Below are 19,830 nucleotides of genomic sequence, written 5' to 3'. Positions count from 1 at the left end.
CCCCGCTTTTTTTTCGTTCCAAACTGGCGGAAAACGATTTTTTCACTGATTATTCAATAGGTAAATTACAGCAAGGGTACCGCTATGTACGATAATCTGAAAAGTTTGGGCATTACCAATCCTGATGAAATCGATCGTTACAGCCTCCGGCAGGAAGCCAACAACGATATCCTGAAAATCTACTTCCAGAAGGATAAGGGTGAGTTTTTCGCTAAAAGCGTGAAATTTAAGTACCCGCGTCAGCGCAAAACCGTTGCCGCCGATGGCGTTGGGCAGGGTTACAAAGAGGTGCAGGAGATAAGCCCTAACCTGCGCTATGTGATTGATGAACTGGATCAGATTTGCCAGCGCGATCGCACCGAGGTGGATCTGAAGCGTAAGATCCTGGACGATCTGCGTCACCTGGAGTCGGTGGTGACCAATAAGATCAGCGAGATTGAAGCGGATCTGGAAAAACTGACGCGGAATAAATAGCCCCTCACCCCGGCCCTCTCCCACAGGGAGAGGGAGAAAACCGGCGCGCGAAATAACCGTTGTGCACAGTCAGTCCCCTCTCCCTCAGGGAGAGGGTTAGGGTGAGGGTGGTCCGCGGTTCAGCTACGGCTGCTCATCCAGCTGCAACGCCACATACAACAACAACCGATCGTCAAAATTACTCAAATCCAGCCCCGTTAATTCCGAAATGCGATTCAGGCGGTACTCCAGCGTATTACGGTGAATAAACAGCGCCTTCGATGTTGCCAGCGGCTGCACATTATGGCGGAACCACGCCGCGAGAGTGCGCCTGAGTAATCCGTTGTTATCCATCGCTTTTAACCGCGTTAACGGGCGAGCCAGCTCATTGGCCTGCCAGCCACCGCGCAGGCTATCGAGCAGCACTGGCAGCATTAAATCCTGATAAAAGTAGCTGCGGCTTTCCGGCATGCGCTGTTTTCCCACCATCATGGTGGTGCGCGCCGTGCGGTAAGAACGCGCAATGCTGCCCGGCCCGGTGAAATAGTTTCCCAGTGAGACGCGAAAACGCAGTTGTCCGTTCTCTTTCATTCGCGCGATAAGTTGCTCGACGCGTTTGCGGTGATCTTCCGCATCCCAGCGGCCAAACTGATTCAGCGCCGGTTTCAGCACCACCATTTCAGTCAGTGAGACAATCGCAATCAGGTTATTTCGCTCGGGCGTCGTCAGCGCATTTTGCAATTGCTGAAGCTCAGCCATCGCGCTATCCACTCCAAGCTGCCCGCTGTCCACTTCCACCACCGCCACCACGCGCGGCTGGTTTAAATCGATGCCCAGACGCTGGGCCCATTCGGTTAACGCGGGCGTATTCTCTTCCGCCTGAATCAGGTTCATCACCAGCTCTTCACGCAGGCGGCTATCCTGCGCCAAAAGATGCATCAGACGCGACTGTTCGAGCATCATTTCGGCGGTCATGCACACCAGTTCGCCATATTTACGCAGGGTCTCCGGTTCGCCAGTCAGGCCGATGACGCCAACAATCTCGCCCTCCAGTCGCAGCGGCAGGTTGATCCCCTGACGCACGCCGTGCAGATGCCTGGCAACCGCATCATCAATGTCCACCACCCTGCCCTGAGAAAGCACCAACAGCGCACCTTCGTGCAATTCACCAATACGCTCGCGATCGCCGCTGCCGATGATGCGACCACGGGCGTCCATGACGTTAATGTTGGTGTCGATAATGCGCATGGTTCGCGCCACGATATCCTGCGCCATTTTGGTATCAAGATGCCAGCCAGCCATGTAATCCTCCTGTGAGCAGCTTACAGCATAAGGAAGATGGCTAACCGTCGCACTGTGCAAATGCACAAAGCCAGGGTGAGAAATATGGAGTTGTGGAAGGCTTCACAGAACAAGGAGAAAACCCTTTCCCCAGGACAGGGAAAGGGTTGGCTGAGGGGATTACTGCATCAACAGGTAGATAGAGCTATCGCCACGCTGAATGTTCAGCGCCAGTACCGACGGTTTGCTGTCGAGAATTTTGCGCAGCTCTGCGATGTTTTTCACCGCCTGCTGGTTCGCGCCCACAATCACGTCACCTTTTTTCAGGCCAATCTGTGCAGCAGGGGAACCGGCTTTCACCGTATTCACCACCACGCCTTTATCCTGGCCTTTATTGCTCATTTCCGCCCCTTCAATGCCGCTGAAGATGGAGCTGGAATCAACCTGATTCTGGCTGCTTTGCTGCAGTTCCAGGCTCACGGTCACCGGTTTGCCGTCACGCAGCAGGCCGAGGCTGATTTTGCTGCCGATCGGCATGGTGCCAACCTGTGCACGCAGCGCCGCGAAGCTGCTGATTTGTTTACCGTTCAGGGAGGTGATCACATCACCCGCTTTAATCCCCGCTTTTGCTGCGGAAGAGTTCGGCATCACCTGGCTGACAAAGGCCCCGCGCTGAGCGTCAACTTTCATCGCTTTCGCCAGTTCGGAGTTCAGCTCGGTCCCCATGATCCCCAGCTCACCGCGTTTCACCTGACCGAATTCCACCATCTGTGAGGTCAGGTTTTTCACCATGTTACTCGGGATAGCAAAGCCGATACCGATGTTGCCGCCGTCCGGTGCCAGAATCGCGGTGTTGATACCGATCAGTTCACCGTTCAGGTTCACCAGCGCACCACCGGAGTTGCCCCGGTTAATCGCCGCATCGGTCTGGATAAAGTTTTCATAGTTTTCAACGTTCAGGCCGCTACGTCCCAGCGCAGAAACGATACCGGAGGTCACGGTTTCGCCCAGACCAAACGGGTTACCGATGGCAACGGTATAGTCACCCACGCGCAGCGCGTCAGAATCAGCCAGTTTAATCGCCGTCAGATTTTTCGGATCCTGAATCTGGATCAGCGCGATATCGGATCGCGGATCTTTGCCAACGATTTTGGCATCAAACTTACGGCCGTCACTCAACTGCACTTTAATGGTTGTCGCGTTATCCACCACGTGGTTATTCGTGACGACGTAGCCTTTCGCCGCGTCAATCACGACGCCAGAACCCAGCGCCTGGAATTTTTGTTGCTGACCGCCGCCCTGGCCGCCATCAGGCCCGCCGCCCTGACAGAACGGTGAGTTCTGGAACGGAGAACCGTCCTGGCAGAAAGGCGAGTTGTCGCCGAAGAACTGCTGGAAGTTACGCCCCATGCGCGGGATGTTCACGGTCGTGCTGCCTTCAACGTTGATACTGACTACGGACGGCATCACTTTTTCCAGCATTGGCGCCAGGCTTGGCATTTGCTGTGCTGTCGTGGCGGATGACGCCGTCTCAGCCGCGCTAGCGGACAACGGAGACAATGCCAAACTTAAACTAAGAGCCAGTGCACTCATTGCTAACGTGGTTTTTTTCATGTGTTTCAATCTCAATTTCAGATTATGCAAAGTTGCTGTGTACGTGACTATCAGAGTCGTATTCTGACGCGAAGTTCCGCGCTTAAGGCGCTGGAAAAAGTAAAAATTTATTGTCTGTCTTTACAAAACTCGTGGTTATTCCACCGCCATCAGACGACGATATTCATCCCACGCGTAAAGATCGGTCATTCCGCTGATATAGTCCTGAATCAGGCGACAGCGATAATAGTATTCCATCACCGGGAATTCTGCTGAGTCACGCGATACTTTATTTACCGCCTCAATATACGCCAGTCGATGGTTACGCGAGAGTTTCTGGAAAAGGCGCGATTCTATCGGCAGCGATACGATGCGTTCTTTCTCAACCAACAACGTGAAGTCACTTTGCGATAATTTCAACAGGGGAGAATAGATTTCCAACAACCCACTAATCACCCGATAACCCTGAAGTTCAAGCATCTCGACATCAGAATGACTAAAGACATGTTTTATCGCGACTTTTTTATAGAGATCCAATAACTGGCTATAATCGCTTTCATCTTCCAGCAGGGCATGATTAAAGTCGCCACGATAGATATCCGGCAGATTATCAATAAAGCGCTGGGCGGCGAAGGGCACCAGTTTATTTAGCGTATTGACGCGTAAATACATAAAGAACTGATCGACCGTACTGCGACTTAATGAATTGGAACGCGATTTATCCCAGGCATTTTCGACCACCTGCGCGAACAGAGAACCTTTCCCATGTTCGGGCCAGGCATCATGTAAATGTTGATAAAGCTGCTCGACGCTAAAGATACGTTTTTCTACCGCATCCTCAAGATCCGCCACACAATAGGAGATATCGTCCGCCGCCTCCATAATCCAGGTTAGGGGGAAGCGATTGTAAGGCGCTAAATCCAGTTCTTTACGTAAGCGCGTAATATAGTGTTCTTCGGCTAAATAATAGCCAGGTTTTTTCATTAAATAGCTGTGGCTTGCCGGCACGTCGCTGGCCCACCAGGCGGGGCGAGTATATTTCAGAATACAGCCGACCTGCGCCCACGTAAGATTCATGCGCATTAAGGTATGTACCATGCGAATGCCCTGCGCATTGCCTTCAAAATGACAGAGATCCTGACGCACCTTCCGACGCAATTCATTCTGCGTCTCATCGCCTTCTTGCAAACGCAGTGTAGCAACCACACAGCGATCGTGGCTCAGCGGCTGCTGGGTGGCATCCGCCGGAACCAGCCGTTGGCGGAACCAGTCATTGATGGCCGCTTCGCCAAAATGACCAAACGGTGGATTACCAATGTCGTGCATCAGGCAGGCCATCTCAACGATGCTTTCGAACGGCCCGGTCAGCTCATTCAGCCCATAAGTGGCTAACAGCTTTTTCTCTTTCAGACGGCTGAGCACTTCTTTCGCGATGTAACGCCCTACCTGCTGTACTTCCAGCGAATGGGTAAGACGCGTGCGCACGGCAGCATTGCGCTCCAGCGGGAAAACCTGGGTTTTCTGCTGTAAACGACGAATCGCCGGTGAGTTGATAATGCGCCCGCGATCGCTTTCGAATATTTGCAGAATTTCATGCTCAGAGCTGATGCCTTCTGGCGAGCGATAACGCCGGCCCCAGTTAATCTTGTTGCGAAAATCAATCTTAGCCATAGCCTCTCCATCGCGAGAAATGCGCTTCCCCTGAACCCCATGGTAGACTATGCATCCAATTAGGGCATATCGCGAGTAAATCTATGAAAATCGGCATCATTGGCGCAATGGAAGAAGAAGTTACGCTGCTACGTGACAAAATCGAAAACCGTGAAACTCTCTCCATCGGCGGAAGTGAAATTTATACCGGCCAGCTTAACGGGGTGGATGTCGCGTTACTGAAATCCGGTATTGGTAAAGTCGCTGCCGCGATGGGTGCAACCCTGCTGCTGGAGCGTTGCCAGCCGGACGTGATTATCAATACCGGTTCTGCGGGTGGCCTGGCGCCGACGCTGAAGGTGGGTGATATCGTGGTTTCTGATGAAGCGCGCTATCACGATGCGGATGTGACCGCGTTCGGCTACGAGTTTGGTCAGCTTCCGGGTTGTCCGGCAGGTTTTAAGGCTGACGAAAAGCTGATCTCTGCGGCAGAAGAGTGCATTAAAGCGTTAAATCTGAATGCGGTACGCGGCCTGATCGTCAGCGGCGATGCCTTCATTAATGGCTCCGTAGGCCTGGCGAAAATTCGTCACAACTTCCCGCAGGCGGTAGCTGTTGAGATGGAAGCGACCGCCATCGCACACGTCTGCCACAACTTTAACGTCCCGTTCGTGGTGGTTCGCGCGATCTCCGACGTCGCTGACCAGCAGTCTCACCTGAGCTTTGACGAGTTCCTGGCGGTAGCGGCAAAACAGTCCACCCTGATGGTGGAAACCCTGGTGCAGAAGCTGGCGCGTGGTTAAGTCGCTGCTTAAAGGGCTTCTCGCCCTCGCACTGGTTGCCCCGGCGTGGCTTGGTGCCGCGCCGCGGGTCATTACTCTCTCTCCAGCCAATACGGAACTGGCCTTTGCGGCCGGGATCACCCCGATTGGCGTCAGCAACTATTCCGACTACCCGGAAGCGGCAAAAAGTATTGAGCAAGTCGCCTCATGGCAGGGGATTAACCTCGAACGCATCGTGGCACTTAAGCCCGATGTGGTGCTTGCCTGGCGAGAAGGCAACGCCGAACGTCAGGTTAACCAGTTGAGTTCATTGGGCATTAAAGTCGTATGGATAGACAACCATACGGTGGAAAGCATTGCCGCTACGCTGCGCGAAATCGCCCGATGGAGCCCACACCCGGAAAAAGCGGAACAGGCCGCCAGCCAGCTGCTGCGCGACTACACCGAACTCAAAGCCCGCTATGCAAATCAGTCCAAAAAACGGGTATTTCTCCAGTTCGGTTTTAATCCTATCTTTACCAGCAACAAAGCCGCCATTCAGAACCAGGTGCTGGAGATTTGCGGGGGTGAAAACATCTTCGCCGACAGCCGCGTTCCCTGGCCACAGGTGAGCCGCGAACAGGTGCTTACACGCCAGCCACAGGCGATTGTGGTTGCCGGCGGCGCGAGTCAAATTCCGAAAATCGAGCAGTATTGGGGCAGTCAGCTCACAATCCCGGTGATTCCTCTCAATAGCGACTGGTTTGAACGTGCAAGCCCACGTATTATCCTCGCCGCGAAACAACTCTGTACTGCCCTGGCGCAGGTTAATTGATAGGTTAACTCAGGATATGCTCGTCTACTGGCTGGATATTCTTGGCACAATGGTATTTGCCGTTTCCGGCGTTCTGCTCGCCGGAAAGCTGCGTATGGACCCGTTTGGTGTGCTGGTGCTGGGCGTGGTCACCGCTGTCGGCGGCGGAACAATCCGCGATATGGCGCTCGACCACGGCCCGGTTTTTTGGGTAAAAGATCCCACTGACCTGGTGGTGGCGATGGTCACCTGTATGCTCACTATCGTGTTGGTGCGTCAACCGCGCCGCCTGCCAAAGTGGGTATTACCGGTGCTGGATGCCGTCGGCCTCGCGGTGTTTGTCGGCATTGGCGTGAATAAAGCGTTTCTTGCTGAAACCGGGCCACTGGTCGCCGTTTGTATGGGCGTTATCACCGGTGTCGGCGGCGGGATTATCCGCGACGTGCTGGCGCGCGAAGTACCGATGATCCTGCGAACGGAAATTTACGCCACGGCCTGTATCATCGGCGGCATCGTCCACGCCACGGCGTTTTATACTTTCAAGGTTCCGCTGGAAAGCGCCAGTATGATTGGCATGGTGGTGACGCTGGTCATTCGCCTGGCGGCGATTCACTGGCATCTGAAGCTGCCGACCTTTGCGCTGGACGAACCGGGGAAATAGCCTGATTTTACCGGATAGCGCGCACGCCATCCGGTAATCATCAGATACTGAACGAAGAACCGCAGCCGCAGGTGCTGGTCGCGTTCGGGTTGGTTACGATGAAACGGGAACCTTCCAGACCTTCGGTGTAATCAACAGAACCGCCAACCAGATACTGCAGGCTCATCGGGTCAACGACCAGGCCTACGCCCTGTTTCTCAATGGTCATATCGCCTTCGTTGATCTGATCGTCAAAAGTGAAACCGTACTGGAAACCGCTGCAACCACCGCCGGTGATATACACGCGCAGTTTCATATTCGGATTGTCTTCATCTGCAATCAGGTCTTTTACTTTAGAGGCTGCGGCGTCGGTAAACTCCAGCGGCAGCACAACTTCATCACTCATTTTTTGCTCCCATTAATACTGTAATCTGGGCAAATAATAACCCGATTCTTTTGGTCATTATCTAATACCCTGGTAATTCATTCAAGTATTCTGCCCGGCCGCTTGCTGGGCTTTTGCCGCCTGTTCTGCTTCCTGTTTCGCCAGCGTTCGCGCCAGGATCGTGGCGTAGAGCGGCTTGCCACCCAGGAACTGCGCTAATAGCGTGGCACCTAAGCAGGTAATAATCATTGGCAAAATGAGCTGATAATTGTCCGTCATCTCCAGCACCAGTACAATCCCGGTGAGCGGCGCACGCACCGACGCGGCCATTAATGCGCCCATGCCCGCGATAGCAAACGTACCCGCCTCAAGATGGTAGCCCGGAAAAACGTTCATCGCCGCCATGCCAAACGCGGTGCCCAGCAGTGTGCCCAGCGCCAGCATTGGCGCGAAAATGCCGCCCGGCGCGCCGGAGGAGAAGCAAAGCAGCGTGGTCAGTACGCGTGCGATAAAGATAAACAGCAGCAAACCTACGCTGTAGTTACCCGCAGCCGCAATCGGAATCAGGTTAAAACCGCCCCCCGCCGCCGCCGGTTCAATCAACCCGAGCACGCCGCACAGCCCGCCAATCAGGCCGCCGATTAAGACCCACTTTTTGATTTCGCCACCGTGAATACGCTGGAACATATCCTGCGTTCTCAACACCAGCGTATTGAAGATGGGGCCGACGATACCAAAAATCATCCCCAGCACCAGATAAAGCCACAGCGTGTTCACCGGTGCGTTGGTCAGTTTGCCCACTTCAATTACCGGCGTCTCGCCGTTAAAGATGCGAAACACGATGCTCGACATAATGACGCCGGTAAAGACAGCTTTTATGGAAACCAGGTTATAGCGAAACTGCGAGCGCATCTCTTCAATGATGAACAGGATCCCCGCCAGCGGTGCATTGAACGCCGCCGACAACCCCGCCGCTGCGCCGGTTGCCAGCAGGGTGTGACGCGCTTCGGCGCTGCGCATACGGAAGATATCGCCAATCATGCGCCCGATATTACCGCCGATTTGCACCGTCGGCCCTTCTCGCCCGAGTACCATCCCGGCCCCGAGTGTCCCCATCCCGCCGATGAATTTCACTGGCAGCACGCGCCACCAGCGCACCGGACGCAACTCTTCCAGCGCGCCCTCAATTTCAGGAATACCCGAGCCCCCTGCTTCAGGGGCAAAGCGCCGTACTAAGAAGTATCCCACCATCGCCAGCAACCCGGAAAGAATAAAGGCCAGCGGCCAGACGATAAACCAGTGATCCGCCACCTGCGCGATCGACGCCATACGGAGGTTAGACACCCAGTTCACCGCCTTTTCGAACGCCACGCCGACGAAACCGGCGACGGTGCCGACCAGCGCGGCCATCAACAGAACTTTTAGCGGCGTTTTATCGCGGTTCAATAACCGGCGTATCGTATCGCCACGACGTAAGCGTGTAATTTGCTGTGACTCAAAAGAGGAAGAATCTGCTTTCATCTGCTTATCATAAATTGGTAATACAAATTCGAAGGAGGCATTCTAACGGGCCTCTCGCCCCTCGTCGCGTAAAAAATCCCCTGAATGACCGAGTGTTTCATTTCGGCAAAACTTTCATAACCTTCCTGGAATAATTAGAATAGCCCGTTAATCATTTTCCTCCCCCGAATCAGGAGCCGTTTCATGAGCAAATCGGAAAACCTCTACAACGCCGCACGAAAACTTATTCCCGGCGGCGTCAACTCACCGGTACGCGCCTTCACCGGCGTGGGTGGCACACCGCTGTTTATCGAACGTGCGGACGGGGCTTACCTGTATGATGCGGATGGCAAAGCCTACGTCGATTACGTCGGCTCCTGGGGTCCTATGGTGTTGGGCCACAATAACCCGACCATCCGTAACGCGGTGATTGAAGCCGCCGAACGTGGTCTGAGCTTCGGGGCGCCAACCGAAATGGAAGTGAAAATGGCGGAACTGGTGACTGAACTGGTGCCGACCATGGACATGGTTCGCATGGTGAACTCAGGAACGGAAGCGACCATGAGCGCCATTCGCCTGGCGCGTGGTTTCACGGGCCGCGATAAAATCATCAAATTCGAAGGTTGCTACCACGGTCACGCCGACCACCTGCTGGTAAAAGCCGGTTCCGGCGCGCTGACCCTCGGCCAGCCAAACTCCCCAGGCGTCCCGGCAGATTTCGCCAAACACACACTGACCTGCACCTATAACGATCTCGCCTCCGTGCGCGAGGCGTTCGAGCAGTTCCCGCAGGAGATCGCCTGCATTATCGTGGAACCGGTCGCGGGCAACATGAACTGTGTACCGCCGCTGCCGGAATTCCTGCCGGGTCTGCGCGCCCTGTGTGATGAATTTGGCGCGCTGCTGATCATCGATGAAGTCATGACCGGTTTCCGCGTCGCACTGGCGGGCGCGCAGTCTTACTATGACGTCGTGCCGGATCTCACCTGCCTTGGCAAAATCATCGGCGGCGGCATGCCAGTCGGCGCTTTTGGCGGACGCCGTGATGTGATGGACGCACTGGCGCCAACCGGCCCGGTTTATCAGGCGGGTACGCTTTCCGGTAACCCGATTGCAATGGCCGCAGGCTACGCGTGCCTGACGCAGGTGGCGCAGCCAGGCGTGCACGAAACCCTGGGCGAGCTTACGACTCAGTTAGCAGAAGGGCTACTGGACGCCGCTGAAGAGACGGGTATTCCTCTGGTGGTCAACCACGTTGGCGGCATGTTCGGGATTTTCTTCACCGATGCAGAAACGGTGACCTGCTATCAGGACGTCCTGAAATGCGACGTTGAACGCTTCAAGCGTTTCTTCCACCTGATGCTGGACGAAGGGATTTATCTGGCGCCATCGGCGTTTGAAGCGGGCTTTATGTCCGTGGCGCACACGCCGGAAGATATTAATAAAACCATTGATGCCGCGCGTAAGGTGTTTGCGCAGCTGTAGCCCCTCACCCTAACCCTCTCCCACAGGGAGAGGGAACCGACCGTGCAATTGTTTTCTCCCTCTTACACAGGGAGAGAGTACCGACCGGGCGCTTGTTTTCTCCCCCCACACACAGGAAGAGGGAACCGACCGGCGCTTGTTTTCCCCCTCTCCCTCAGGGAGAGGGCCGGGGTGAGGGTCTTTTCTAACGACTCTGCTTTCTCAGCAAATAAATAAAGTACGGCGCACCGATAAAGGTCGACAGCAACCCTGCCGGGATCTGATACGGGAACATGATCATGCGCCCACACCAGTCGGCAAACACCAGCAGCAAGCCCCCAACCAGCGTAGACATCACGATATGCGGCGTTGTACGGCGGAAGCCCATCATGCGCACGATATGCGGTGCCATCAGGCCAACAAAGCTCAGCGGGCCAATGGTGAGCGTGGCCGCCGCCGTCAGACTGGCCGCCAGCAGCAAAAGCGCAATACGCGCAGGCGTTAGGGCGATCCCGACAGATCGTGCAGTATCCCCGCCCAGCGGCAGGATCGTTAACCAACGGCGACTCAACGGTACCAGCAGGAACAGCACCGCCATCACCACCGCCGATTGCAGCACCTGCGTGCTGGTCGCATTGTAGGTTGAGCCCGAAATCCACGTCAGGATTTGCGCCATACGCGGATCACCACTCGCCTGCAACATCATCAGCAACATGGTAAACGCAGTGCTAAGCGCCATCCCCGCCAGCAGCATGCGGTGCGGCGAAAAGCCACCGCGTCCGGCGGCGATCAAAATAATCAGTAGCGTCACTGCCGCGCCAATACTGCCCGCAGGCAACAGCCAGCCAAAGGCGTTACCCGGCACGATAAACAGCATCAACACCACGCCGAACGCCGCGCCGGAACTGATCCCCAGCACTTCCGGGCTGGCCATCGGATTCCCCGTCAGACGCTGGATAATACAGCCCGCCACCGCCAGCATCATCCCGGCGATCAGCGCGGAGAGAACGCGAGGCCAGCGCCATTGCAGCAGTTCATCCAGTAGCGTTCCGCTCGCCCAGCGCCAGCCGTCGGCATCACGGCCAAACGCCAGCGCGGCGAACATCGCTACCAGCAGAATCACCAGACCCGCGATGGCCCACGCAGGCACGTTGTAACGCTCCTGCGCAACGCTATCGCTGGCGTTCATGGCCGGTGCGGTCATGCTGCGTAAACGTGGGAGCAGCCACAGCAGCAATGGCGCGCCAATCAGCGCGGTGACTGACCCGGTCGAGACTTCCATCCACACGCGGGTGAGCCAAATAATGATTTGGTCGGAGAGCCAGAGGATCAGCGCGCCAATCAGCGGTGCCAGCATCAGACGCGCCAGAAGACGGCGCGCGCCGAGCATTTTCGCCAGCAGCGGCGCAAACAGGCCGATAAAGCCGATAATCCCAACCGCATTAACGAGGAAGGCGCTGATCACAATTGCCAGCGTCAACGCCGCCAGACGCGCCAGCGATAAGGCCAGCCCCAGGTTGCGGGCCACGCCATCATCCAGCCCCATCAGCGTCAGCGGGCGTAGCAGCAGCAACGTGAGCATCACCCCACCCAGCAGTTGCGGCCACAGACGTTCGACGATGCTCCAGTCGGTTTGTGTCAGGGTGCCGGTGCTCCACAGGAACATGCTTTGTAACTGGTCATGATGGAATATCACCATCAGTTGATTAATCGCGCCGCAGTAAAGGCTGACCACCAGCCCCGCCAGAATCAGCGTCACCGGCGAGAGTCGCTTGCCCCACGCCACACCAAATACCAGCGCACCGACAATACACGCCCCGGCCAGCGCGGCAAACTGCGAGGTCAACGCGCCCGGGATAGCCCACAATGTGGTGACGGTCATACCAAGCTGCGCGCCGGTCGCCACGCCAAGCGTAGTCGGTTCCGCCAGTGGGTTACGCAACACCTGCTGGAACAGAACGCCAACCAGCCCAAGCCCCGCGCCAACCAGCAGCGAAATCGCCAGTCGCGGCGTCAGGCTATAGTGGAACAGCATCTGGTCGATAGAATCGATGTTTGGTTGACGAAGCGCCTGCATCCACTGCCCTCGCGGCAGCGCAATGTTAAAGTTAAACCAGGTCAACGTCAGTGCGACAATAAACAACGCCAGCAGCAACAGGGCGGCAAACGGGGAGATTTTGGTTCTCATGCTTTGCCTCCCAGCGCGTTATCCAGCACGCGGCCAAAATGCATTGCCGAGAGCGTCGCGCCGTAGAACCAGACCGCCGGCACACGCTGAAAACGGTTGGCCCGTACAAACGGCATCGCCTGCCACAGCGGCGTTGCCATCAGCTTACGCATCTCCGGGTCGTTGCCGTGGTCGAAGCAGAGCACATCCGCATCTTTGTAGGCCGCCAGGCGGTCAATACCCACCGCCACGCTGCCCCAGAAGTTGGTTTCGCCCTGCCAGGCGTTTTTAACGCCAAGCGTGTCGAGCATCTCCTGAAACAGGCAGTTCGGCCCGAAGACCAGCATATGCCGCGCATCCAACAGCGTGACCATCAATAATGGGCGATCGCCACGCATCGCAAAACGCGGCTTCAGGCTTTCTACAAAGGCATCATAATCCCGCAGGTGCTGTTGCGCCTGCGGCTCGCGGCCAATCAGTTGTGCCATTTCAATAAGCGAATGACGCGCCTGCGTCAGCGGTTGCTTACCATCGCTAAAGGCAAAACCGCGCCCTGGCGCAATTTTCGCTAGTGTATCGGCCGAAGGGCCATAGCCCGCCGACCAGACCAGAAACGACGGTTTCATCTGAGTCAGCAGTTCGAGGTTGGGTTCGGTACGCAGGCCAACGTCAATCACCGAATCCGGCAACGCGGGTTCATTCACCCACAGCGTATAGTTTGGGATATCGGCAATACCGTAAGGCGTGACGCCCAACGCCAGCAGCAGCTCAACCGGGAGCCACTCCAGCGCCACAATACGGTGAGGATCGACCGTCGCCGCCTGCGCGATGCGCATTTGCCAGAGCAGCGGCGAGAGCGCCATTGCCGTCAGTAAGCGCCGACGGCTAATCAAAGAGGAGGCATCCATCAATAGACAAAACTTACCGGCGCAGCGCCTGCCGGGTGTGGCAGTATTCCCATCGGAATACCGTAAATGTTTTCCAGCGTTTCGCTGCGCATCAGCTCGGCAGGTGTGCCCTGAGCGATCATCTCGCCGCCACGCAGCGCCACTAAATAGTCACAGTAACGCGCAGCCATGTTGATGTCGTGCAGTACCGCCACCACCGTCAGCCCGCGCTGCTGGCTTAAACGGTGCACCAGCGCCAGCACATCAACCTGATGCGCGATATCCAGCGCAGAAGTGGGCTCATCCAGCAGCAGGCAGCGGCTGTCCTGCGCCACCAACATGGCAATCCACGCCCGCTGACGCTCGCCGCCGGAGAGGCTATCCACCAGGCGATTGGCCAGCGGTTTTAACCCTACCAGGGTTATCGCTTCTTCCACTTTTTCGCGGTCGGCTACGCCAAAACGCCCCAACGCCCCGTGCCACGGATAGCGACCAATCGCCACCAGCTCACGCACGGTCATCCCTTCCGCCTGCGGCAACTGCTGCGGCAGATAGGCGACTTTACGGGCAAACGCTTTGCTGTTCCAGCTGTCGAGCGGCTGCCCGTCCAGCAGAATCTCACCTTCCGACGGCGGCTGATGACGTCCAAGCATTTTCAGCAGCGTGGATTTACCGGAGCCGTTGTGGCCGATAAGGCCGGTGACTTTTCCCACCGGGAACGTGAGGGAGAGAGGGTGAAGCAGCGTGCGACCTGGAACCCGAAACGAGACGCTATCGAGTGCAAAGGTGGTATCTGGAGGGGTTGTGATGTCCTGCATAGCCGTCAACTTGTCAAAGGGCGCGGATAAACCGCGCCCGATAGGAGTGATTAGAAGCGGAAGGTCGCTGTCGCGACAACCTGACGTTCCGCGCCCCAGTAGCATGCATATTCGCTATAGCAGCTGGAGACATATTCACGGTCAAACAGGTTGTTGACGTTCACAGCAACAGACGACCCCGGCAGGCCGAAACGCGCCAGATCGTATTTCACCATCGCATCCGCCACGGTGTAGCTGCCGACATTGAACGACTCGTTTTTCTTCCCGGTCGAGGTATCGTTTTTGTAGTAGCTGACGGTTGAACCCGTATAACGCACACCCGCACCGAAGGTCAGACCGCTCAGAACGGTATCGTAGAAGGTATAGTCCGTCCACAGGGAAGCCTGATTACGCGGAACTTCCGCCGGACGCTTACCTTTGAAGATAGTATCTTCAGTATACTCTGCGTCGGTGTAGCTGTAGGCAGCCGTCAGGTTGATGTTCGCATTCAGCGCCGCTTTTGCTTCCAGCTCAACGCCACGAGAACGGATTTCACCCGCCTGTACGCTATACATACCGGTAGGATCGTTCGGATCCGCCGTCAGGTTTTTATTCTTGGTGAGCTCGTACAGCGCCGCAGTCAGCACAATCGGTCTGTCGTTAGGCACGTACTTCACGCCCGCTTCGTACTGCTTACCGCGAGACGGATCAAACGGCGTGCCCTCTTTCGTTGAGCCAGAGGTCGGCTCGAAAGATTCGCTGTAGCTGAAGTACGGAGAAATACCGTTATCGAACAGATAGTTCAGGCCACCGCGCCAGGTGAACTGCTGGTCGTTCTTCTCAGCTAAAGAGTTGCCTGAACGGGTGAGGGTTGAGGTTTTCGCGTAGTCGTAGCGCCCCCCGAGCGTCAGTACCCACTTATCCCACTCGATTTGATCCTGCGCGTAGAGCCCCGTCTGTTCCATACGGTTGAGTACCGCATACGGGAAGTTGACGGACACATTCGCATTACCATACTGCGGGTTGCTCATATCCAGCGGGCTGGCAGAGCCGTAAAGCGCATCAACGTCGTTACGCATACGCGAGTAATCGACGCCGGTCAGCAGCGTGTGGTCCACGTCGCCGGTAGCAAAGTTGGACTGGAGTTGCGTATCAACGGTAAAGGCATTCAGCGCTTCGTCAGAACGAACATAGTTGCGGTTAATTTTACCCGCGCCGTTATAGCCAAAACCGTATACCGCTTTATAAAGCGTTTTCACCTGGTCGTAGCGCAGATTCTGGCGCACGGTGAAGGTATCGTTAAATGCGTGAGAGAAGTTGTAGCCCACCATCTGCTGGCGACGCTGCATCTTGTTGTCTTTCTCGCCTTCGTTGAAATCGGTCGGCAACTTATGTGAGTTACCATTCGCATCGACATAAGGCACAACGGTGCCTTCGCGCGGCAGCCAGCCATAGTAACCTGCATCAGGATCGCTCTGGAAGTTGCTCAGGAAGGTGAAGTCGGTTTTATCATCCGGACGCCAGCTGAATGAAGGTGCGATGGCGTAGCGGGTTGATTTCGCCATCTCCTGCTGCGTGTCCTGGCTGCGGCCTAAACCGGTCAGACGATAGGACCACACGCCCGCATCATCGATCGCGTCGCTGAAGTCAAAGCCGGTCTGCCACAGGTTGTCCGTACCCATTTTAAACTGAATTTCGCGCAGGGGTTCGGTGGTCGGGCGTTTGCTGACCATGCTCACGATACCGCCTGGGTTGCTGTTGCCGTACAGCACCGACGTTGGCCCGCGCATGACTTCAACGCGTTCCAGGAAATAGGGGTCCATGGAGACTTCAGAATAGTTGTTACCCTGAAGTTTCATACCGTCCAGATACTGGTTGGTGTTTACGGTAGTAGGCGCAGTAAATCCGCGAATAGAAACAACATCATAAGTGGAAGAGCTACCGCGGGTAGAGAAAACGCTCGGCGTGTAGGCCATCGCTTCCTTTACGGTCGTCGGCTGACGCATTTCCATTTCCTGGCGCGTGATCACCGAAACAGACTGCGGCGTCTTTTCAATCGGCGTGTCGGTCTTGGTTGCGGTCGCTGAACGTTTCGCCGCGATTGTCGGTGCCGGGCCCCACGCGCTTTCCTGAGAAACAGGTGCCGCAGTGACGGTAATGGTTTCTTCTTTCGGTTGGTCCGCCGCCTGTGCATAGACAGACATGCCGCTAACCGCTGTGGCTACTACAACTGCGATTTTACGCAGCGAGTGGTTTGGCTGAGCAGTTTTCAGATGCGCCATTGGTATATCTCTGATGAAATGATGAATGATAACGTAAACGAGAATTATTATTATAACCGCCGAATAATAGGCCAAACGGCGGCGATATAGCAAGCAGTAAAGGGAGTGTTGTGGATTAAAGGTTCAAGAAACAACCAGATGAAAACAGAGGGTTAATAGATTGGTTTTAGTCATTACGTCATTCTGACAATCGCGCATAAAAAAGCCCGCTGACATAAGCGGGCTTTGCGCGTTGACGATATTAATTACCGCCAAACATATCCTTGATCCAGCCAGCGACGCCATCGCTGTCTTTCTCTTCTTTCTTCGGCTGCTCTTGTGGCTGCTGCTGTTGCTGCGGCTGAGAAGACTGGTCGAACAGGTTGCCCGACTGCTGCTCCTGTTGCTGCTGCATCATCTCACCCTGCTGGCAGAGCGCATCCGGCTCGGTCGTCCACACCGGTAACATACGTGAACCGCCAGAGCACACAAAGTTACCGTTGTAATCTACGCCCATATCAACAATATCTTCCGGCGGCGTCAGCACCAGCGGAATCGGTGACTGGTTTGCCAGATAGCGTTGATAAATCGACATTGCGCCGCTCGCCCCGTACAGCTTAGTCGGCTGGTTGTTATCGCGACCGACCCAGGTGATCACCACTTCACGGCCATCGATCCCAGCAAACCATGTATCAACGTTGTTGTTGGTGGTGCCCGTTTTACCCGCCAGATGCAGGCCCGGATATTTTGCGCCCAGCTGACGACCCGTACCCCTCTGCACCACCTGCTGCATGGTCCACAGGGTCATGTACGCGGCCTGCGCCGGAACAGCACGCTCAGCCTGCGGGTAGCTCTGATACAGCACCGTACCGTCTTCCGCAATCACCGAACGCAATGCAGAAAGCGTCGCACGGTTACCGCCGCTGGAGATGGTCTGGAACGCCTGCGCCACTTCGATTGGCGTCAGGTTCAGAGCCCCCAGGATCATCGCCGGAACCGGGTGCAACTGATCTTTCGGCACGCCCAGTTTTTGCCAGGTATCGGTAATCGCTGGCAAGCCCAGCGCCATACCAAGGTTAACTGTCGGCACGTTCATGGAACGCGTTAGCGCATCCACCAGCATCACCTGACCGCTAAAGCGACGGTCATCATTCTGCGGCGACCACACCTGACCATTTGGCTGACGCAGAGAAATCGGCGCATCAGCAATCCAGGTGTTCAGGCGATACTGATTCGGCTGGCTTAACGCCGTCAGATAGGTGGCCGGTTTCGCCAGCGAGCCAATGGAACGACGGGCCTGCATCGCGCGGTTATAACCGGCGAACTGCGGCTCTGCGCCCCCTACCATCGCCCGAACTTCACCGCTAAAGCGGTCAACCACCACCATCGCCGTTTCGAGATCGCTCAGCTTACGCTGCTTCTTCAGTACCGGAATACCCTCGGTCGCCGCTTTTTCTGCCGCATCCTGCGCCACGGAGTCGAAGGTAGTGAAGATCTTCACGCCGGAGAGATCTTTAACTTTATCGCCCAGTTTCGCCTGCAACTCCTGACGCACCATCTGCATAAACGCTGGCTGAGGTGAAATCACCCCACCGCGCGGCTGCACGCCCAGAGGACGCGCGCTGAGCATGTCATACAGTTCCTGGTCGATGACGTTCTGCTGCTGAAGCAGACGCAGCACCAGGTTACGGCGTTCCAGTGCCAGTTTCGGGTTACGCCACGGGTTGTAGATGGACGCCCCTTTCACCATCCCCACCAGCAGTGCTTGCTGATCAAGACTCAGCTCTTCAACCGGACGGCCAAAGTAGTACAGGCTCGCCAGCGGGAAACCACGAATTTCATTATCGCCGCTCTGACCGAGATAGACCTCGTTCATATACAGCTCAAGGATACGATCTTTGCTGTAGCGCGCATCCATCAGCACAGCCATGTACGCTTCGTTGGCTTTACGCCAGTAGGAACGTTCGCTGGAGAGGAACAGGTTCTTCACCAGCTGCTGCGTCAGCGTACTCGCGCCCTGCACCGTACGCCCAGCAGTCAGGTTCGCCAGCACCGCACGACCGATAGAGTAGAGGCTCACGCCATCATGCTCGTAGAAGTGACGGTCTTCGGTTGCCAGCAGAGTGTCTACCAGCAGGTCCGGGAAACCACTACGCGGCACAAAGAGACGCTGCTCGCCGTTTGGCGACGACAGCATGGTGATCAGGCGCGGATCGAGACGGAAGAAACCGAACTGACGGTTGTTCTCCATGTTTTCGATCGTATCCAGATGATCGCCATCAAAGGTCAGACGTGCGCGTACCTGCCCTTCTTTACTGTCCGGGAAATCGAAGGGACGGCGGATCATCTCAATGCTGTTAGCCTGCACGGTGAACTCGCCCGGACGCGTCATCGCGGTCACCTGGCGGTACTGTGTCGCCGTTAACAGCTGCACCATCTCTTTCTTGCTGATGGGCATATCCGGCTCAAGGTTAACCATACGGCCATAAACAGCCGCCGGCAGTTGCCAGACTTTACCGTCGATACGGCTGCGAATTTTCTGGTCAAGATAGACACCGTAGATCGCCAGCAGAACGGCAAAAACGATAGCCAGCTTCACCAGCAGCCAGAACCAACCGTGTTTTCTACGAGGCTTGCCGCCCTTGCCTTTTCCTTTACGTGGTGGCATTGGCTCATCATCCTCATAGTCATCATCATAATCGTCGTCGTAATCCTCATCTCTGAGGCGACGACGGCTCACCTTTTGTTTCGCCGGACGCGCAGGCTTGCCTTTACGTCCAATCGGCTCGCGGTCATTCCCCGCCATGCTTTCTCTCCGCAACATTCAGGCGCAAAGGCCTGATTCTCAGTTCTTCTGTTTTGGAACAGAAGAAGATATCTCTCAATTTTGCTCGATCTATCCCCTCTCCCAAAGGAAGACGGGGAAAACCCGTGCTGAACTTAGCCACAAGCACTGTCTGTCTCCTCTCCCTTGAGGGAGAGGGTTAGGGTGAGGGGGAACGTGCGCGCTGTTGCCCTCACCCCGGCCCTCTCCCACAGGGAGAGGGGGAAAACCCGTGCTGAACTTAGCCACAAGCGCTGTCTGTCCCCTCTCCCTTGAGGGAGAGGGTTAGGGTGAGGAGGGAACGTGCGCGCTGTTGCCCTCACCCCGGCCCTCTCCCACAGGGAGAGGGGGAA

Annotated in this window: 15 protein-coding genes; 5 read left to right on the top strand and 10 right to left on the bottom strand. The window is 56.0% G+C overall.

Features of this window, described 5'->3' with window-relative positions:
• Window positions 1–84: 84 nt before the first annotated feature.
• Window positions 85–474 carry a DUF3461 family protein gene (locus NMC31_RS21065; protein ID WP_015965851.1) on the top strand — a complete coding sequence of 130 codons (390 nt, stop codon included), beginning with the start codon at window positions 85–87 and terminating at the stop codon, window positions 472–474.
• A gap of 123 nt (window positions 475–597) precedes the next feature.
• On the opposite strand, the gene cdaR is transcribed toward NMC31_RS21065, so the two are convergent.
• The 3 genes from cdaR to dgt all read right to left on the bottom strand — a co-directional run bounded on the left by cdaR (window position 598) and on the right by dgt (window position 4,998).
• On the bottom strand, window positions 598–1,755 hold the full coding sequence (cdaR, locus tag NMC31_RS21060) for a DNA-binding transcriptional regulator CdaR (protein ID WP_015965852.1): 1,158 nt from the start codon (window positions 1,753–1,755) through the stop codon (window positions 598–600).
• Window positions 1,756–1,914: 159 nt separating this feature from the next.
• Window positions 1,915–3,348 carry a serine endoprotease DegP gene (degP, locus tag NMC31_RS21055; protein ID WP_253899000.1) on the bottom strand — a complete coding sequence of 478 codons (1,434 nt, stop codon included), beginning with the start codon at window positions 3,346–3,348 and terminating at the stop codon, window positions 1,915–1,917.
• A 135-nt stretch (window positions 3,349–3,483) separates the two neighbouring features.
• Window positions 3,484–4,998 carry a dGTPase gene (gene dgt / locus NMC31_RS21050; RefSeq protein WP_253898999.1) on the bottom strand — a complete coding sequence of 505 codons (1,515 nt, stop codon included), beginning with the start codon at window positions 4,996–4,998 and terminating at the stop codon, window positions 3,484–3,486.
• Between the two features lie 83 nt (window positions 4,999–5,081).
• On the opposite strand from dgt, the gene mtnN reads away from it, so the two are divergent.
• From mtnN to NMC31_RS21035, 3 genes are read left to right on the top strand one after another with little or no spacing between them, the layout of a single operon-like run.
• Window positions 5,082–5,780, top strand: coding sequence for a 5'-methylthioadenosine/S-adenosylhomocysteine nucleosidase (mtnN, locus tag NMC31_RS21045; protein WP_253898998.1), 699 nt, complete (start codon window positions 5,082–5,084; stop codon window positions 5,778–5,780).
• Entirely contained in the window at window positions 5,773–6,573 is an 801-nt protein-coding gene (gene btuF, locus NMC31_RS21040) for a vitamin B12 ABC transporter substrate-binding protein BtuF (protein ID WP_253898997.1), read from the top strand. The genes mtnN and btuF overlap by 8 nt, the downstream gene beginning before the upstream one ends.
• 16 nt (window positions 6,574–6,589) lie before the next feature.
• Window positions 6,590–7,213, top strand: coding sequence for a TRIC cation channel family protein (locus NMC31_RS21035; protein WP_149463166.1), 624 nt, complete (start codon window positions 6,590–6,592; stop codon window positions 7,211–7,213).
• Between the two features lie 40 nt (window positions 7,214–7,253).
• On the opposite strand, the gene erpA is transcribed toward NMC31_RS21035, so the two are convergent.
• Together erpA and clcA are read right to left on the bottom strand one after the other, a co-directional pair.
• A complete protein-coding gene (erpA, locus tag NMC31_RS21030; protein WP_015965859.1) occupies window positions 7,254–7,598 on the bottom strand; it encodes an iron-sulfur cluster insertion protein ErpA in 345 nt (114 codons plus the stop codon).
• A gap of 81 nt (window positions 7,599–7,679) precedes the next feature.
• Window positions 7,680–9,098 carry a H(+)/Cl(-) exchange transporter ClcA gene (clcA, locus tag NMC31_RS21025; protein WP_253898996.1) on the bottom strand — a complete coding sequence of 473 codons (1,419 nt, stop codon included), beginning with the start codon at window positions 9,096–9,098 and terminating at the stop codon, window positions 7,680–7,682.
• 183 nt (window positions 9,099–9,281) lie between these two features.
• Here clcA and hemL point away from each other — a divergent pair, with 183 nt between their 5' ends.
• Window positions 9,282–10,562 carry a glutamate-1-semialdehyde 2,1-aminomutase gene (gene hemL / locus NMC31_RS21020; protein ID WP_253898995.1) on the top strand — a complete coding sequence of 427 codons (1,281 nt, stop codon included), beginning with the start codon at window positions 9,282–9,284 and terminating at the stop codon, window positions 10,560–10,562.
• A gap of 184 nt (window positions 10,563–10,746) precedes the next feature.
• Here the strand turns inward: hemL and fhuB are convergent, their stop codons facing one another.
• From fhuB to mrcB, 5 genes are all read right to left on the bottom strand, one after another.
• On the bottom strand, window positions 10,747–12,729 hold the full coding sequence (gene fhuB, locus NMC31_RS21015) for a Fe(3+)-hydroxamate ABC transporter permease FhuB (protein WP_253898994.1): 1,983 nt from the start codon (window positions 12,727–12,729) through the stop codon (window positions 10,747–10,749).
• Window positions 12,726–13,616 (bottom strand): Fe(3+)-hydroxamate ABC transporter substrate-binding protein FhuD, encoded by an 891-nt coding sequence (gene fhuD, locus NMC31_RS21010; RefSeq protein WP_253898993.1) that lies wholly within the window; start codon window positions 13,614–13,616, stop codon window positions 12,726–12,728. Before fhuD ends, fhuB begins: the two co-directional genes overlap by 4 nt.
• A complete protein-coding gene (fhuC, locus tag NMC31_RS21005; RefSeq protein ID WP_436650885.1) occupies window positions 13,616–14,518 on the bottom strand; it encodes a Fe3+-hydroxamate ABC transporter ATP-binding protein FhuC in 903 nt (300 codons plus the stop codon). The genes fhuD and fhuC overlap by 1 nt, the downstream gene beginning before the upstream one ends.
• Window positions 14,464–16,674 (bottom strand): ferrichrome porin FhuA, encoded by a 2,211-nt coding sequence (fhuA, locus tag NMC31_RS21000; protein ID WP_253898991.1) that lies wholly within the window; start codon window positions 16,672–16,674, stop codon window positions 14,464–14,466. The genes fhuC and fhuA overlap by 55 nt, the downstream gene beginning before the upstream one ends.
• A 241-nt stretch (window positions 16,675–16,915) precedes the next feature.
• On the bottom strand, window positions 16,916–19,459 hold the full coding sequence (mrcB, locus tag NMC31_RS20995) for a bifunctional glycosyl transferase/transpeptidase (RefSeq protein WP_253898990.1): 2,544 nt from the start codon (window positions 19,457–19,459) through the stop codon (window positions 16,916–16,918).
• Window positions 19,460–19,830 lie beyond the last annotated feature (371 nt).

Origin of the sequence: Pseudocitrobacter vendiensis (genome assembly GCF_943590815.1) — a bacterium.
Lineage (GTDB): Bacteria > Pseudomonadota > Gammaproteobacteria > Enterobacterales > Enterobacteriaceae > Pseudocitrobacter > Pseudocitrobacter vendiensis.
The sequence above is the reverse complement of the archived record's forward strand: the minus strand, read 5'-3'. Positions and strand labels throughout refer to the sequence as shown.

Bases quoted from the DNA above. Each gene is read 5' to 3' on its own strand.
- NMC31_RS21065 (WP_015965851.1), top strand. From the start codon at position 85: ATGTACGATAATCTGAAAAGTTTGGGCATTACCAATCCTGATGAAATC.
- cdaR (WP_015965852.1), bottom strand. From the start codon at position 1,755: ATGGCTGGCTGGCATCTTGATACCAAAATGGCGCAGGATATCGTGGCG.
- degP (WP_253899000.1), bottom strand. From the start codon at position 3,348: ATGAAAAAAACCACGTTAGCAATGAGTGCACTGGCTCTTAGTTTAAGT.
- dgt (WP_253898999.1), bottom strand. From the start codon at position 4,998: ATGGCTAAGATTGATTTTCGCAACAAGATTAACTGGGGCCGGCGTTAT.
- mtnN (WP_253898998.1), top strand. From the start codon at position 5,082: ATGAAAATCGGCATCATTGGCGCAATGGAAGAAGAAGTTACGCTGCTA.
- NMC31_RS21035 (WP_149463166.1), top strand. From the start codon at position 6,590: ATGCTCGTCTACTGGCTGGATATTCTTGGCACAATGGTATTTGCCGTT.
- erpA (WP_015965859.1), bottom strand. From the start codon at position 7,598: ATGAGTGATGAAGTTGTGCTGCCGCTGGAGTTTACCGACGCCGCAGCC.
- clcA (WP_253898996.1), bottom strand. From the start codon at position 9,098: ATGAAAGCAGATTCTTCCTCTTTTGAGTCACAGCAAATTACACGCTTA.
- hemL (WP_253898995.1), top strand. From the start codon at position 9,282: ATGAGCAAATCGGAAAACCTCTACAACGCCGCACGAAAACTTATTCCC.
- fhuB (WP_253898994.1), bottom strand. From the start codon at position 12,729: ATGAGAACCAAAATCTCCCCGTTTGCCGCCCTGTTGCTGCTGGCGTTG.
- fhuD (WP_253898993.1), bottom strand. From the start codon at position 13,616: ATGGATGCCTCCTCTTTGATTAGCCGTCGGCGCTTACTGACGGCAATG.
- fhuC (WP_436650885.1), bottom strand. From the start codon at position 14,518: ATGCTACTGGGGCGCGGAACGTCAGGTTGTCGCGACAGCGACCTTCCG.
- fhuA (WP_253898991.1), bottom strand. From the start codon at position 16,674: ATGGCGCATCTGAAAACTGCTCAGCCAAACCACTCGCTGCGTAAAATC.
- mrcB (WP_253898990.1), bottom strand. From the start codon at position 19,459: ATGGCGGGGAATGACCGCGAGCCGATTGGACGTAAAGGCAAGCCTGCG.